The sequence below is a fragment of the Lactobacillus crispatus genome, from assembly GCF_018987235.1.
GTDB classification, from domain to species: Bacteria; Bacillota; Bacilli; order Lactobacillales; family Lactobacillaceae; genus Lactobacillus; species Lactobacillus crispatus.
Map to the genome: position 1 here is coordinate 1,331,787 of NZ_CP072197.1, position 14,140 is coordinate 1,345,926.

General features: G+C 36.0%; 15 protein-coding genes. 5 read left to right on the top strand and 10 right to left on the bottom strand.

Features of this window, described 5'->3' with window-relative positions:
* Positions 1-93 precede the first annotated feature (93 nt).
* The gene (locus J6L97_RS06420) at positions 94-504 is read left to right on the top strand and encodes a DUF3284 domain-containing protein (protein ID WP_005721311.1); all 411 of its coding nucleotides are present in this window, start codon (positions 94-96) and stop codon (positions 502-504) included.
* 106 nt (positions 505-610) lie between these two features.
* On the opposite strand, the gene celB is transcribed toward J6L97_RS06420, so the two are convergent.
* The 4 genes from celB to J6L97_RS06440 form a co-directional block, all read right to left on the bottom strand.
* Positions 611-1,963, bottom strand: a complete 1,353-nt coding sequence (gene celB / locus J6L97_RS06425) for a PTS cellobiose transporter subunit IIC (RefSeq protein WP_005724586.1) — start codon at positions 1,961-1,963, stop codon at positions 611-613.
* A gap of 171 nt (positions 1,964-2,134) precedes the next feature.
* Positions 2,135-2,662, bottom strand: a complete 528-nt coding sequence (locus J6L97_RS06430) for a PTS cellobiose transporter subunit IIA (RefSeq protein WP_013086198.1) — start codon at positions 2,660-2,662, stop codon at positions 2,135-2,137.
* Positions 2,663-2,757: 95 nt separating this feature from the next.
* On the bottom strand, positions 2,758-3,129 hold the full coding sequence (locus tag J6L97_RS06435; RefSeq protein ID WP_057726685.1) for a PTS lactose/cellobiose transporter subunit IIA: 372 nt from the start codon (positions 3,127-3,129) through the stop codon (positions 2,758-2,760).
* A 40-nt stretch (positions 3,130-3,169) separates the two neighbouring features.
* Positions 3,170-3,508 (bottom strand): PTS sugar transporter subunit IIB, encoded by a 339-nt coding sequence (locus tag J6L97_RS06440; protein WP_005718920.1) that lies wholly within the window; start codon positions 3,506-3,508, stop codon positions 3,170-3,172.
* A 365-nt stretch (positions 3,509-3,873) separates the two neighbouring features.
* Here J6L97_RS06440 and J6L97_RS06445 point away from each other — a divergent pair, with 365 nt between their 5' ends.
* Both J6L97_RS06445 and J6L97_RS06450 read left to right on the top strand, forming a co-directional pair.
* Positions 3,874-4,578: a GntR family transcriptional regulator gene (locus tag J6L97_RS06445; protein WP_005724582.1), complete on the top strand. Its 705-nt coding sequence runs from the start codon at positions 3,874-3,876 to the stop codon at positions 4,576-4,578.
* Positions 4,579-4,664: 86 nt separating this feature from the next.
* Positions 4,665-6,113 carry a 6-phospho-beta-glucosidase gene (locus J6L97_RS06450; protein ID WP_054832770.1) on the top strand — a complete coding sequence of 483 codons (1,449 nt, stop codon included), beginning with the start codon at positions 4,665-4,667 and terminating at the stop codon, positions 6,111-6,113.
* A gap of 63 nt (positions 6,114-6,176) precedes the next feature.
* Here the strand turns inward: J6L97_RS06450 and J6L97_RS06455 are convergent, their stop codons facing one another.
* Positions 6,177-6,833: a DNA alkylation repair protein gene (locus J6L97_RS06455; protein ID WP_057726684.1), complete on the bottom strand. Its 657-nt coding sequence runs from the start codon at positions 6,831-6,833 to the stop codon at positions 6,177-6,179.
* A gap of 130 nt (positions 6,834-6,963) precedes the next feature.
* On the opposite strand from J6L97_RS06455, the gene J6L97_RS06460 reads away from it, so the two are divergent.
* On the top strand, positions 6,964-7,890 hold the full coding sequence (locus J6L97_RS06460) for a nucleoside hydrolase (protein WP_005728111.1): 927 nt from the start codon (positions 6,964-6,966) through the stop codon (positions 7,888-7,890).
* A gap of 25 nt (positions 7,891-7,915) precedes the next feature.
* On the opposite strand, the gene J6L97_RS06465 is transcribed toward J6L97_RS06460, so the two are convergent.
* Entirely contained in the window at positions 7,916-8,431 is a 516-nt protein-coding gene (locus J6L97_RS06465) for an SA1002 family membrane protein (protein WP_054832769.1), read from the bottom strand.
* 9 nt (positions 8,432-8,440) lie between these two features.
* Complete coding sequence (locus J6L97_RS06470) at positions 8,441-8,707, bottom strand: FMN-binding protein (RefSeq protein ID WP_005728109.1); 267 nt, start codon at positions 8,705-8,707, stop codon at positions 8,441-8,443.
* Positions 8,708-9,043: 336 nt separating this feature from the next.
* On the opposite strand from J6L97_RS06470, the gene J6L97_RS06475 reads away from it, so the two are divergent.
* Positions 9,044-10,654 (top strand): Mbeg1-like protein, encoded by a 1,611-nt coding sequence (locus J6L97_RS06475; protein ID WP_013086192.1) that lies wholly within the window; start codon positions 9,044-9,046, stop codon positions 10,652-10,654.
* 42 nt (positions 10,655-10,696) lie between these two features.
* On the opposite strand, the gene J6L97_RS06480 is transcribed toward J6L97_RS06475, so the two are convergent.
* The 3 genes from J6L97_RS06480 to J6L97_RS06490 all read right to left on the bottom strand — a co-directional run bounded on the left by J6L97_RS06480 (position 10,697) and on the right by J6L97_RS06490 (position 14,136).
* Positions 10,697-11,740, bottom strand: a complete 1,044-nt coding sequence (locus tag J6L97_RS06480; RefSeq protein ID WP_143436818.1) for a serine hydrolase domain-containing protein — start codon at positions 11,738-11,740, stop codon at positions 10,697-10,699.
* A gap of 162 nt (positions 11,741-11,902) precedes the next feature.
* Positions 11,903-12,961 carry an aspartate-semialdehyde dehydrogenase gene (locus J6L97_RS06485; protein ID WP_013086190.1) on the bottom strand — a complete coding sequence of 353 codons (1,059 nt, stop codon included), beginning with the start codon at positions 12,959-12,961 and terminating at the stop codon, positions 11,903-11,905.
* Complete coding sequence (locus tag J6L97_RS06490; RefSeq protein ID WP_023488387.1) at positions 12,961-14,136, bottom strand: aminotransferase class I/II-fold pyridoxal phosphate-dependent enzyme; 1,176 nt, start codon at positions 14,134-14,136, stop codon at positions 12,961-12,963. The genes J6L97_RS06485 and J6L97_RS06490 overlap by 1 nt, the downstream gene beginning before the upstream one ends.
* Between the last annotated feature and the right edge of the window lie 4 nt (positions 14,137-14,140).

Genomic DNA, 14,140 nt, shown 5'->3' on the forward strand with positions numbered 1-14,140 from the left:
TTATAAGTAGAGCCTAGCTAAAAAGTGCTAGACTCTATTTTTCTAAAAAGATATGATGAAAGCATAAGTAATATAGATGAGAGAAGGAAAAGTATGATTACAATTACTAAACAATTCAACTTCAAGGCTAAGGACTTCTTTGATTACCTTGAAGAACAATTAATTCCTGCTATTAAAAAAGCTCGTGGTAATGACATGCCGGTAACGCTTGCTAAAGGTACTAAATACGAGGTGGATGGTGCCCAAGTAGAATTAACCGATTACGAAAGAAACAAGGTCTATGGGGCTCATTTTAAGACAGATCGAATGGAATTAGTGATTAAATATGTCACTGAGGATAACGATCAAGGCGTAAAAATCACCTTTTCTGAAGACATGCTTAGCTTTGACCGCGAGAAACACGGCAAACTCCAAACTATGTTTTACAATTTCCAATTAAAGATGGGCGCAAAGAAAGAATTAAGACGAATGGGTGACAATGTTTTAGCTAATATTGCAGCTTAAAATCGCCATCTCAGCAGCAAAAAGACCATAACTACTTCTAATTGTGTTGTAGTTATGGTCTTTTTTGGTTCAAATTAACAATCTTATCTATATCAAAATTAATCTATTAGTTCTTAGTAGCGTCAGCCTGTTCCTTCTTCAATAAGACATTGTCATAGTGCTTGATGAATGGGAACCAAACTAAGAAGGCAACAAGTGCACAAACAATTGAAAGCACGGCACCTTGCCAGCTAGTAGTTGCAAGATAACCACTCAAACCCACTGGAGTTGGCCATGGTTGTTGCACAATAATCTTAGGTACTAAATGTGAAGTTACTGCGATGTAACCCACCAAGCCAGAAGCAAGTGGAGCACAAATGAATGGCACAAGCAAGTTAATGTTATAAACGATTGGCAAACCGAATAACAATGGTTCATTAATATTAAAAATGGCAGGAACCAATTCAACCTTACCAATTTCTTTCAATTGAGCTGAACGAGAACCAAAGGCTAACCAGATTGCCATCCCTAAAGTAGCACCTGAACCACCAATAATTACAAAGGAGTTCATCGGATCACCTGCAAAGAAGTGATTAGCACCATTTACATTAGCAGCCATATTAGCTAAAACAATTGGAGTATAGAATGAGCTCATGATAGTAGCACCATGAATTCCGAACCACCATAAGAAGTGAATCAAGAAAATGATAATCAAAAAGCCCCACCAAGTATCAGCAATTGCACTGATGAATGAGAATGGAATGTAAAGAACTTGGAAAATATCAGTTCCTAAAGTTACCAAAATTAGTTCAATCAATGCAACTACAACAGCAATACAAAAGCCTGGGATCAAAGCGCTAAATGAGTTAGAAACACCAGATGGAACTGATGCAGGCATTTTTATTCTCCAGTTGTGCTTAACAGTGTAACGGTAGATCTGAACTGTAAGCCATGCAATTACTAATCCAGTGAAGATACCAACGGCAGCAATTCTGGTAATACCATTTGTTGAGGCTTCATAACCACCTGCCACCATTTTAGTCTTAGTAAATGTAGTAATAAATTGAACAGCACCATTTTTCCAAATAAGTTCCGGAACAGTAATGAAGAATGCCATTAAGAACATCATCAAACCGTTCATCGGTACCAAATCAATTTTCTCTTCTCTTCGATAAATATCCGTGTATGAATAAGCAAAAGTACCTGCAAATACTAATGCCAAGATACCCATAGTCGAGTTGTAAACTACTTGGAATAAGCCACTAAAACGTCCTAAAGTATTCGCATAAAATGCGGCAAATCCTGGAATTGGAAATGCTTGAGGCAGCACATTCAAAATTAAGAAAACTGCCCCGATAATTGAAAATGAAATAACGCTATAACCAGCGTCCATAATAGCTCTAACAAAACGTGAACCTGCAAATTTACCTGCTTTTGCAGCTAGCGCATCTTTAAAAGAGCCAGATTTTGAATCAGCCATATTTCTTTCCCCCAATATTCTGAAATATCATTAAATCTGAACAACCTTATTATAGCGAAAGCGTTTTCTAATGTAAACGCTTTTTATTGATATACGATATATTTTGGTTTTTTAAAATGTATATTTTTGAAATTACTTCTAATAAAAAAAGTTCATGTAACTTTACATGAACTATTGTTGGTGCTTCTTAAAAGTCTCTATCACCTTGTGATAACGATCTTGATCATTCATAATTTGATGAATTCGGTATTCGCTCCAAACACACAATAAAATGCCAGCTAAAAACAAAGTTGTCATAAAGAACATAATACTTTGATTTTCGATGAATGGGAATAAATACTTACCCAATGGCAAAAACGTCAATATTATAAAAAGTAAATTTAAAGCTGCTTGTACTTCAAGATAAACTTTGCTAATTGGGACCTCTCGTTTTCGATTATGCATTTTAGTTAACTGCTCAATCGAAGCAATCCCACTATAAATTGTCATAATTGCCGAAACAATAATGCCAAGAACACTATGATAATTTACATCAATAATTAGCCACATCAAGTTGGTAAAAAAGAAGATGGTAATAATATATCTAATTAACAAATATCGACTAAAATACATATACTTAATGCTATCTTCATGTCTTTTTTTAGCCGTCTCTGTCTGTTCTTTTTTAATGTTTTGTTTATTCATTTTTCTTCGTCTCATTTCTTGCCTAATAATTATATTTAAGCACAAATCAGGCAAAAATTATCGAAAAAAATAACTCCCGCATTCGCAGGAGTTATTTTCATTTTCAGCGATTACTTATCTTCTTTTTTAAGAGAGCCAGATTCATACAGCTTTTCGTAAAGATCAACCATTTCTCCAGCTAAATCTCTAAAAGTGATAGCATTCATCAAGTGATCTTGAGAGTGAACTACCAACAAAGTTACATGCATGTGGTCGCCTTGAGCTTCTTTAGTTAACATGCCGGTTTGTGAATTGTGAGCTTCAAGAAGTGATTTGTCACTTTCCTTCAACTTTTCACGAGCACCTACAATATCGCCTTTTTTAGCCAAGCGAATTGCTTCAAAGGCTAAACTCTTTGCATTACCACCATTGGCAATTAAACCCATAGCAGCCATTAAAGTCTCTTGTTCTTTTTGTTCTGGAGTTTTCTTTTCTTCTGCCATAAAATCTGTCTCACTTTCCTTAGCTATTTTAGCTAATTAATTATTCACCTTTGATCAATTTTTCAGCTTGTGCCAAAACGTTAGCACCATTCATCATGCCGTAATCTTGCATATTAATTACGTCTAAAGGAATGTCCTTACCGTCTTTACCCTTACCTTTAACCTTGTTTTCGAAGTCACCCTTCATGTAACTTACTTGAGGCCCAAGAAGTACACAATCGATTTCTTGTTGTGCCATCTTGTCATCAGCTTCTGATGCTGGGCAAGCAAAGATTTCTGCATCAATACCTTGTTCCTTAGCAGCAGCTTGCATCTTAGTTACTAAGAGTGAAGTACTCATACCAGCACTACAATTTAACATGATAGTTTGTTCAGCCATAATAAATTTCCTCCTGAAATTTTTATTTTATAGTTTAATTAGCTTTTATTGATCTACACCAATTATTATAAAACGCTTTCATTGATTTGTAAACAAAAAATTATACATGCACGTCTTAGTCTTACCATGCTTATATAATCATCTCAAGCAAAAGATATATACTTTTATCTCCTGACAGCGAATATTATATACCCTTTGTAAGCATTTTCAAATACATATTCTCAGTATATTAAGTAAAATCGTTTACATGCGCATGCTTTAGCATAAAAAATAAATTATTTTTAGCAAACGCTTTCAATTAATAAATGAATACTGTTAGAATGTATATGTAATTTATTCCTTTACAATAGAAAGGAGGCAGAATCTTGAGTCGCTATCAAGACATTGCTAATGATATAGAAAAAGATATTATTGAGAAAAAATATACAAGAAAACTACCTGAACAATTTGAACTGGCCCAAAAATATCAAACTAGTCGGGTCACAATCGTTCACGCCTTAAAGATTTTACAAAATAAAAAATTAATACGGACTGTCAAGGGACATGGGACCTTTATTACAAGCAAGTCTATTCCCGACATTTTTCTTAATTCTGATGTCAATGAGCATACCGGCTTTACTCGTCATGTCAATAATGCTCTCGCAATAACCAGTAATGTGATTGCCTTTAACATTCGCAAACCTAGTATTAGTGAACGAAAAGCTCTTTGTTTAGAAAAAGATGACGAAGTTTACGATATTATTAGACAACGAATTTTAAATAAAAAGCCAGCTAAATTAGAATATACCGTGATGCCAGTTAGCCGCATCCCCGGTATCACCCTAGATATTTTGCACAAGTCAATCTACTCTTATATTCAAAATGATCTTGGGCTTAAGATCGGCCGAGCAGATCGCATTATTACAGCTGAAAAATCTGATGCATATGATATGAAGTATCTTGAATGTAAAAATGATGATCCTGTTTTATGTATTCAGCAAAAGGCATTCCTTGAAGACGGACGACCTTTTGAAATTTCTGAGTCACGTAATCGCTATGACCGTGGTGATTTAACAGTTAATGGCAAATAAGTGTTACTTGATTAAAAAAATCAATTATGGCAAAATGGCTCTCGTAAGCGTTTCCAATTACATACAAGAAAGTGAGGAAAAATTTAATGTATTCAGCAAAAATGCCTAAAAACTTTTTATGGGGTGGTGCAGTTGCTGCCCACCAACTTGAAGGTGCTTGGAAAGAAGGAGGAAAAGGTACTTCTGTTGCTGATGTAATGACCGTTGGTTCAGCTACTAAACCACGTGAAATTACTGACGGTGTTCTTGAAGGCAAGAATTATCCTAATCACTCAGCCATTGATTTTTATCATCACTACAAAGAAGACATTAAATTAATGGCTGAAATGGGCTTCAAGGCGTTTAGAACTTCAATTGCCTGGACAAGAATCTTTCCTAATGGTGATGAAGCCGAACCTAACGAGGAAGGTTTAAAGTTCTATGACGATTTATTTGATACTTGTCATGAATACAGCATTGAACCCGTTATTACCCTCTCCCACTTTGAAATGCCTTTTAATTTAGCTAAAAACTATGGTGGTTTTACCAACCGAAAAGTAATCGATTTCTTCGTTCGTTTTGCAGAAGTTTGCTTCAAACGCTACAAGAATAAAGTTAAGTACTGGATGACCTTTAACGAAATTGATAATCAGTCTGCATTCAATAATGATTTCTTGATGGCTACTAACTCAGGCATTTTGTTCAAAGATGGCATGACTGACAGAGATAAAGAAGCCGCCATGTATCAAGCAGGTCACTATGAATTGGTTGCTTCAGCCTTAGCTGTTAAGATTGGTCACAAGATTAATCCTGATTTCCAAATCGGTTGTATGATTAACTACTCACCTGTACGTCCGCTCACTCCATCAAGTGATGATGTCCTTTTAGCTGATAAATGGGAGCAACGCCGTGACTGGTTCTCAGATGTACATGTTTTTGGTGAATATCCAAATGCAGTTGAAGCCTACATTGAACGAAATGGCTATCGTCCTGATATAACTGATGAAGATAAAATTGTCCTAAAGGAAGGCACCGTTGACTACGTTGGCTTCTCCTACTATCAGACTACTACCGTTTCTAGCGAAAAAGTTAAACCTGATGAATTAACTGATTTGGCTAAAGCTGTTGCTAAGAATCCAACCTTAAAGCGTAGCGATTGGGGCTGGGAAATTGACCCAGAAGGCTTAAGAATTGCATTAAATCAATTGCAAGACCGTTATCACAAACCATTATTCATCGTTGAAAATGGTCTTGGAGCTTACGATAAAGTTGAAACTGATGGGTCAATTCACGATGACTACAGAATTGACTACTTAAGAAACCATATTTCAGAAATGGAAAAGGCAGTTGAACTCGATGGAGTTAACTTAATGGGCTACTTACCATGGGGCTGTATTGACCTTGTTTCTGCAGGTACTGGTCAAATGGATAAGCGCTACGGCTTTATCTACGTTGATAAAAACGATGCTGGTGAAGGTACATTGGCTCGTTCACGTAAGGACTCATTCTTCTGGTACAAGAAAGTTATCGAATCTAACGGTCAAGACTTAGATTAATTAAACTATTAATAGCAAAAAACTGATATTCAGACTTTAATCATTGAATATCAGTTTTTTATTTTATAAATATTTACTGCCTTCTTTAATACTCAATTTAGCTAAATGCTCTCGATGCAGTTCAATGAAGTTACTCACCCAATCTGGATTGGTCTTAGAGTAATCACGCAAAGCCCAGCCAATTGCCTTATTGATAAAAAACTCCTGACTATCAAGATTATTTTCAATAATTTTTTGTAATAACGCGGTGTTCATTTTCTTTTTACGCAATAATTGATGCTCAATCGCGACCCTTCTTACCCAGAAATCTGGATCTTGCGACCACTTGAGCATTAGATCGTCTACTCGATTATCCGTTAAGCCAACATAGCCATAAATTTTGATTAATGAGTCAATCGTATCCCACCATTGCTTTGTTCTAACAAAACGCTCAATTTTAGCTAAATCATCAAAAACAATATACTTTTTCATTGCCAATAAATAATCACAGGCAAAATATTGCAATTCGCGTTGTTCTTCATCCCATGCCTGGTCTAGCAACTTCCAGTCAACTTCTTTTTTCTTCTTTTCATCTTTCAAAAAATTATGATAAATCGCCCTACGTTCTGGTGTTTGTAGGCCATAGAATAGAAATTGATTTCGCATGTAACCAACAAGATGATTGGCCTTTTCTTCATTTGCCTGAGCGCTAAATTCTTTTTTTAATGTTTCAATATTCATATTTTTTATTTTAGCACAAAAAGAGGTCTCAAATTCTAGAGACGCTTATCGTAAAAATAATCATCTATCCGATCATTTCAACTAAAATCTTGGTAGAATAAAAGTATCTATATTAAGAAAGGCATAAACAATGAAACAAATTTATTTTAACCATGATGGTAATATCGATGATTTAGTATCTTATCTGCTCTTACTACAAGCACCAGATATCAAACTTTTAGGTGTTGGTGCAATTGATGCAGACGGCTACATTGATCCTAGTGTTGAAGCATGTCGCAAAATGACCGATCTTTTTAACTTACGTGGTGATGATTTGACTATTGCTCGTTCCAACTCACGTGCAGTCAACCAATTTCCTCACGAGTGGCGGATGGCAACTTATTCATTTAATTATCTTCCCATGCTCAATGAAAGTGGCAAGATTGATACGCAACAGGCAAAGCTTCCTGCTCATTTAGACATGGTCGAAAAAATTAAAGAAGCAGACGAGCCTATCGCTTTAGTTATGACAGGTCCGTTAACTGACCTAGCTCGCGCTTTAGATGTCGATCCCGACATTGAGAAAAACATTGAAAAACTTTATTGGATGGGTGGTTCTCTTGATGGGCACGGCAACGTTGCTATGGTTAACGCTGACGGTAGTCAAGAATGGAACTCGTTTTGGGATCCATACGCAGTTAAACGCGTATTTGAATCAAATATTCCAATTCAGATGGTCGGATTAGAAAGTACGGAAGAATTACCACTTAACGATGAGTTGCGCCAGCACTGGGCAAGTTTACGCAAATATCCTGCAATGGACTTGATAGGACAAGGCTATAGTCTAATCGTATCTATACCATCAGCCGAACTCTACCTTTGGGATGTGCTAACTACAATCAGCGCACTATATCCAGAAGTTGTTGAAACCGAAACGGCTAAAGCAAGAGTCATCACTGATGGGTTAAGTGCAGGAAGCTTTGTACGGGATCCTAAAGGAAGAGAAGTAACCCTTGTTACTAAAGCCAATAAGGATCTCTTCTTCCAAAAGATGGATGAAATTTTAGAAAGAAAATAACAAAAAAGAGGCTCACGCCTCTTTTTTATATTGCCTTAATTGACTTTTTGTAAAGAATTACCGCAATCCAAACTGAAATGAATGATGGCAGTATCACAACTACAAACAAATTTGGATCTAAAAAATTACCTACTCTGATGAAGTTTGTAATTGAAGTAATATGTTTTATGTTACTAAATATCGCTTGATAAACTGTAACATATACTAACGACCACTGAATATAATATTCTACCAAAGTGAGTGTAGTTGTCGAAAACTTAAAAATTTTGCTAGCCAGTCGCATCCCCCAATAAACAAAAACACCTGAAAGTACAACAAATGCTGCTAACAGCAAAAACAAGTTTCCCAAATTAACATGGTCCCATTGACTCATGATCAAATACGCAATTACCATGAAAATTAAGAAATTAATTGTTGAACAACACAGCTGAATGACAAATAAAATTGCAGCCTTTAAGAATTCAAACTTGTGCTCTGATCTGAATAACAAAAATACTACTAGAATAATTACAGCAATGATGAAATATGTAGTAACGTGCACAGTTATCTCCTACTTTGCCTGTTTTAAGGCTTCGCTTGTAGCCTCTTTAACCCCATTGGAAGTAAATGTTGCACCAGTAACAGCGTCGATATCAGCAGATTGTTTATCCAAAATTTCCTGCTTTAATGTTTTTTCTGCTTTTTGACCATACTGCGGCGTTTCCGTAGATAAATCTAAATCTACAGTTGAAATTTTATTATCAGCTACAGTTAATGTCACACCTACAAAGCCTGCCATGCCGCGTGCACGGGCACTATATGTTCCTTCTTTTAACATCCTTTTTCCTCTTTTTTATAAAACAAAAAATACTGCTATATAATAAATATAACAGTATTCCTAAAAAAAGCCACAAAGATATTGTGTTTAGTATATCATATTGATATACTATTTCTTGGGTCTTGATTGTTTTTATAAGTCCTTATTATGACCCAAGTGCAGGTAGTAGAATCCCCTTCTACCTGTTTTATTATACCACAATAAATAACTGATATTATATAAAGTCTTAAGTTCTTTTGAAAATTTTCTCAAAAGGGCTTTTTTCTTGCACTATCCTTTCTAAGTTACGTTAAAATTGAAATGGAATTATAAAGTTATATTTAAAGAAGGTAAAGCATGTATCCAGATAATAATATTCTTACATATTTAAAATGGCGTGGTGACGTTGACTTCTCAACATCGCCTTTTAATGATATTGATGCACTTGTTTTATCTATTTTTTCTTATCTTGAATTACCAGGTATTGTTAAAAGTAACGGAACGACAATTAGTTTAGAGAAGGCTGCCAAGCTCTATTTTGCAGATGATCATCCTCGTTATGATAATTTGCAATACCAAGAACTATTTAAATTAATGGCTCATGCAGACCGCTTTAAAAATGCAAAACTGTCGTATTTTATTAGTACGTTAACTGAACATACTCAATTTAGTGCAATCAAAATTGAACTAACTGATGGGACCAACTTTATTGCTTTTCGTGGGACTGACGATTCACTAATTGGCTGGAAAGAAGATTTTGAAATTAGTTTTAAAATCACTGTAGCCCAACAACAAGCAGTAAAATTGCTCGAAACTATTCTCAAAGCTGATGATCAAGATTATTACTTAGGCGGTCACTCAAAAGGTGGCAATTTAGCTGAATATGCTGCCATTAATATTGAGCCCAAATTAAGAAAAAGAATCAAACGTATTTATACCTTTGATTCACCTGGAATTGCAGAAGAAGTTGGTGCTCAGCTCCCTAATAAGTATTTGCAAAATACTCTACGCCGCTTTGTGCCAGACTTTAGCGTCATCGGTCGCTTGTTTGAGTCGAAAAATATTCCAGCCACTATTGTTGGTAGTACTCGCAAGGGATTAAGCCAACACGATGCTTTTTCCTGGCAAATAATCGGTTCTAACTTCGACACCAGACGCCACCGCAATGCTCAATCTCAAGTATATAATCAACTAATCAATCAATGGATTGGTAACGCCACCCTAGAAGAACGTGAGTCTTTAACTAATGACCTCTTTTCTGCTTTAAGCTCTAGCGGCGCAACTAAGATCAACGAACTTGATAAAAATGGTTTTGGCGGTTTTGGTGCAATTTTGTTTTCACTGGCTGATTCATCTCGGCGAACCCGTTTCGTCTTTGGTTCATTATTTTCCAGCATTTGGCAGACGATCAAGAGCCAGCAACTGACCAAAGCGCTTTTCTCAACAGACACAATTGTTGGTTGGGTGCTGGTAGTATTAGGAATCATTAGTCTAACTCTACCCCAATATGCAGTGCGCGCTTTTGGCGCCCTAGTTGCCTTCACGGGGATTGGTTTCAGTGTTCACCAAATTTTAACAACGGCAAAATCTAGTCTAAAAGACCGACAAAAAAACTTCTTTATTATTTCGTATTTAGTAGTTTTTGCTTTATCAACCGCGTTAATTTCTAATAACCGTCTACTAATTTTCTTAGCTCACTACTTCTTAGGACTATTCTTAATTATCTATTCCTACATTCGAATTAGGCAACTAGTCTTTCGTAAATTACCCGGAATTTTTCAGATTACTATTGTAGCGATCGAGGCATTAATTGCTTTTGCTTTAGGAATTATCGTAGTGGTTAACCCTAGTGCCTTTAATCGGAGAGCAATTATTATTATCGGTATTTTGCTAATTGCTTACGGCTTCTTCAAGTTAGTTGGCGAATTATTTGGCCAGCGCAGCAAAATGCCCAAAAATCATCGTTAAAAAAAGCTTGTTAACTTCAATATCAGTTAACAAGCTTTTTTCTTAGCCCTTAATAAAGATATTAGCCTTTATATGCTTTAAAATGTTATACCCGATTGCACGAATATGATTTTTACTACCATAAGTTTGATTCAAAAACATTACAATTCCATTCTGATTATCAGTAGTCAGTTGCATCCAGTTAACAAAGTGGGTATCACCAAAATTGCCATAAGCGACTTTTAAAGTTTGATTCTTTTTCAGATAAAAACCACCTGAGTAAGTATTAACCTTAGAACTTAAATGACCAAGATAATGGAACTGTTTTTTAGTCAGAATCTTGCCATTTTGCATACCTGATTGGATTTTATAATAATCATTAGCCGTTGAAAATAGATTCCCAGCACCAGGCAATTGAGAAACAACATTACGATTAGCATAGGCACTAGCACTGTAATTTTTACCACCAGAATAAAGATATGAAATCGCATCAGTCTTTGACCGCGGAATTTGTTGGTAAATATAGGTTTGCTTCAACTTCAATGGTCGAATAACCCGCTGTTTCACATTAGCAGCATAAGACTTTCCCGTTACTTTACTGATAATGCCTGCCAGCAAAACATAGTTAGCATTATTGTAATTAAATTTACTGCGTCCCGTATTTTCTCGTGCATTGGCTTGGGCAATTGTCCAATTGATCGCGCCATTTTCAGAAAAATTAACTCCATGATTAGATTCTGTTCCAATTACGTTAATTCCTGAGGTATGTGTCATTAACTGCCCCACCGTAATTTGGTTTGCATGCTTCAAATTTGGATACCAGCGTGAAATCTTAGTATTCTGATTGAATTTCTTCTGGTAGATTAACTGTGTAATTATTGCAGCAGTAACCATCTTTTGCAAAGAACCAACTGGATAAAGCAATTTTGTATTGCCATTTTTCAGTCGTTTGCTGTAATAACCGTAGCCTAAGCTAACACGTTGAGCATGCCCATTTTTTACAATTTCAATGCTTCCTCGTAAATGATGCTTTTTCATCATCTTAAGCGTATATTTCCATAGTTGCTTATTTGAATAACTCTTCGCCTGCACAGCATGATTTGACATTATCAAACACGATGAACAAAATAAAATGAAAGCTATCCCGAACTTTTTTAGTGTCTTCAAAATTTCAATCTCCTTTTAATCCTGAACTATTCTACCACAATCAAAAAGCGCAAAATCACTTTTAATCATGGTTTGCGCTTTCATTTTTATTTTTTAAAATTTTTATAGTAAGTTCATCTTAACTAGGTATTCCGCATTTTCAACCGTATTCCATGCAGCACCCTTAAGCAAATTATCGGCTACAATCCACATGTTGAAGGCACCCTTATTTTCATAATCAGGGCGAATGCGGCCAACAAAAGTTTCTCGCTTACCTGTTGCATTAATTGGTTGCGGATAAATTTGATGTTTAATATCATCTTCCAAAACATTACCTGGAAAGGCAGCAACTGCATCTTTAATATCTTGTGCCGTTGCAGTCTCATCTTCAACAGTAAAGTAGACACTTTCCCCATGAGAAATTGGCACAGGAACCCTAACACAAGTTGCAGTTACCTTGATATCTTTGGCATTCATGTCATTCAGCATGATCTTCTTTGTTTCATGAATCATCTTCCATTCTTCATGAGAATAGCCACTATCTTCTAAAACATCAATTTGAGGTAACAAATTAAAGGCTAATGGGTAATGCTTTTTGTCTCCTTTAGTAGGTAAAATATGAGCATCTGCTTGCATGTCTTTACCATCAAGGTAATCTTGACTTTCCTTTTTTAATTCATCAATTGCTGCTTGCCCTGCTCCTGAAGCAGCTTGATAAGTGGAAACGATAATTTGTTTCAAACCAAATTTTCTTCGAACTGGTTCCAAAGCCATTACCATTTGAATTGTTGAACAATTTGGATTGGCAATGATGCCGTGATGCTTTTTCAATGCTTCTGGATTAACTTCAGGTACAACCAGTGGTACATCTGGTTCCATTCTAAATGCTGATGTATTATCAACACAGACAGCACCACGCTTAACGGCTTCCGGCAGAAACTTCTTTGACACTGCACCACCAGCTGAGGAAAGTACTAAATCTACACCATCAAATGATTCTGGTGTAGTTTCTTCAACTGTCAAATCTTGATCCTTAAATTTTAAAACTGTACCTGCTGAACGTGAGGATGCGAGTAGCTTTAAGCTTTTAACTGGTATCGTTGATTGTTCCAATTGTTCGATCATTCTTCTTCCCACGGCACCAGTAGCACCTAGAATTGCAACATTATATTCTCTCACCATTATTTTTCTCCTCGCAAAAAATTCTTCATTCTTTCCATCGCTTCATGTAGATTTTCATCACTGGAAGCATATGACATTCTAACGTACCCTTCTCCACCAGGACCAAAAGCACTACCTGGAGTAATACCGACTTTTGCTTCAAATGCTAAATCCAGTGCAAATTGCATATCATTTTTACCATATTTAGCTGGAATCTTAGCGAAAATATAAAATGCTCCCTGTGGTTTAACTGCTTGCATCCCCATCTTAGCTAATTCATCCAACACAAAATCGCGCCGTCTTTGATATATTTTGCGGTATTTTTCTGGATCATCCAATCCATGCTCCAAAGCTTCAGTCGCTGCAGCTTGAGAAGAGTCAGTTGTAGTCGTAACCATTAAACCATGGACTTTACCAATTTGTTCCATAATTTTTGCCGGACCAGCTACATAACCCAGTCGGTATCCTGTCATTGCATGTGACTTAGATAATCCAGAAATATAAATTGCCCGTTCAGGAATCACACTTGCAATTGAAAAATGCTTAACGCCATAAGTTAAAGTACTGTAAATTTCATCAGTAATTACGTACAGATTGTGTGCTTTTATCACTTCAGCTAATGCCCTAATTTCGCTTTCGGTATATTCAACTCCTGTCGGATTAACTGGGTAGTTTAAGATAACCGCCTTGATATTAGATTCTTCCTTAAGTGTACTTTCTAATCTTTCTGGCGTTAATTTAAAGTTATCTTCTGACGTGTTCATTAATACATAATCTGCATCTGCTAAAGTTGCAACTGGCCAATATAGTGAAAATACCGGTGTAGGAATAGCAACCTTATCACCCGGATTGGTAATTGAAAATAGTGTCGCATTAATTGCTTCAGTTGCGCCAACTGTAACCACAATTTCAGTTTCTGGATCGTAAACTACTCCAGTTGCTTTTTTCAAATAATTGCTAATTGCTTGCCTAAGTTCCAATTTTCCCTTTTGTGGCGCATAGTGTGAATCATTATTTCGAATACTTTCAATTGCAGCTGTTTTAACATGCTCAGGTGTATTCATATCAGGCTCACCCAAAGTCAGCTTGATAATTCCAGGAATGGTTGAAACTTTATTATCAAAAATCCTAATCCCCGAAGCCTTAACAGATTGAATCTTCTTACTTAAAGCTAAGTCATTTGCTAATTCTGGCATAATT

Excerpts from the sequence above, each read along its gene's own strand:
- J6L97_RS06430 (WP_013086198.1), bottom strand. The coding sequence starts at position 2,662 with ATGAGACGAAGAAAAATGAATAAACAAAACATTAAAAAAGAACAGACA.
- J6L97_RS06440 (WP_005718920.1), bottom strand. The coding sequence starts at position 3,508 with ATGGCTGAACAAACTATCATGTTAAATTGTAGTGCTGGTATGAGTACT.
- celB (WP_005724586.1), bottom strand. The coding sequence starts at position 1,963 with ATGGCTGATTCAAAATCTGGCTCTTTTAAAGATGCGCTAGCTGCAAAA.
- J6L97_RS06455 (WP_057726684.1), bottom strand. The coding sequence starts at position 6,833 with ATGAATATTGAAACATTAAAAAAAGAATTTAGCGCTCAGGCAAATGAA.
- J6L97_RS06485 (WP_013086190.1), bottom strand. The coding sequence starts at position 12,961 with ATGGTGAGAGAATATAATGTTGCAATTCTAGGTGCTACTGGTGCCGTG.
- J6L97_RS06435 (WP_057726685.1), bottom strand. The coding sequence starts at position 3,129 with ATGGCAGAAGAAAAGAAAACTCCAGAACAAAAAGAACAAGAGACTTTA.
- J6L97_RS06460 (WP_005728111.1), top strand. The coding sequence starts at position 6,964 with ATGAAACAAATTTATTTTAACCATGATGGTAATATCGATGATTTAGTA.
- J6L97_RS06490 (WP_023488387.1), bottom strand. The coding sequence starts at position 14,136 with ATGCCAGAATTAGCAAATGACTTAGCTTTAAGTAAGAAGATTCAATCT.
- J6L97_RS06480 (WP_143436818.1), bottom strand. The coding sequence starts at position 11,740 with ATGTCAAATCATGCTGTGCAGGCGAAGAGTTATTCAAATAAGCAACTA.
- J6L97_RS06420 (WP_005721311.1), top strand. The coding sequence starts at position 94 with ATGATTACAATTACTAAACAATTCAACTTCAAGGCTAAGGACTTCTTT.
- J6L97_RS06450 (WP_054832770.1), top strand. The coding sequence starts at position 4,665 with ATGTATTCAGCAAAAATGCCTAAAAACTTTTTATGGGGTGGTGCAGTT.
- J6L97_RS06475 (WP_013086192.1), top strand. The coding sequence starts at position 9,044 with ATGTATCCAGATAATAATATTCTTACATATTTAAAATGGCGTGGTGAC.
- J6L97_RS06470 (WP_005728109.1), bottom strand. The coding sequence starts at position 8,707 with ATGTTAAAAGAAGGAACATATAGTGCCCGTGCACGCGGCATGGCAGGC.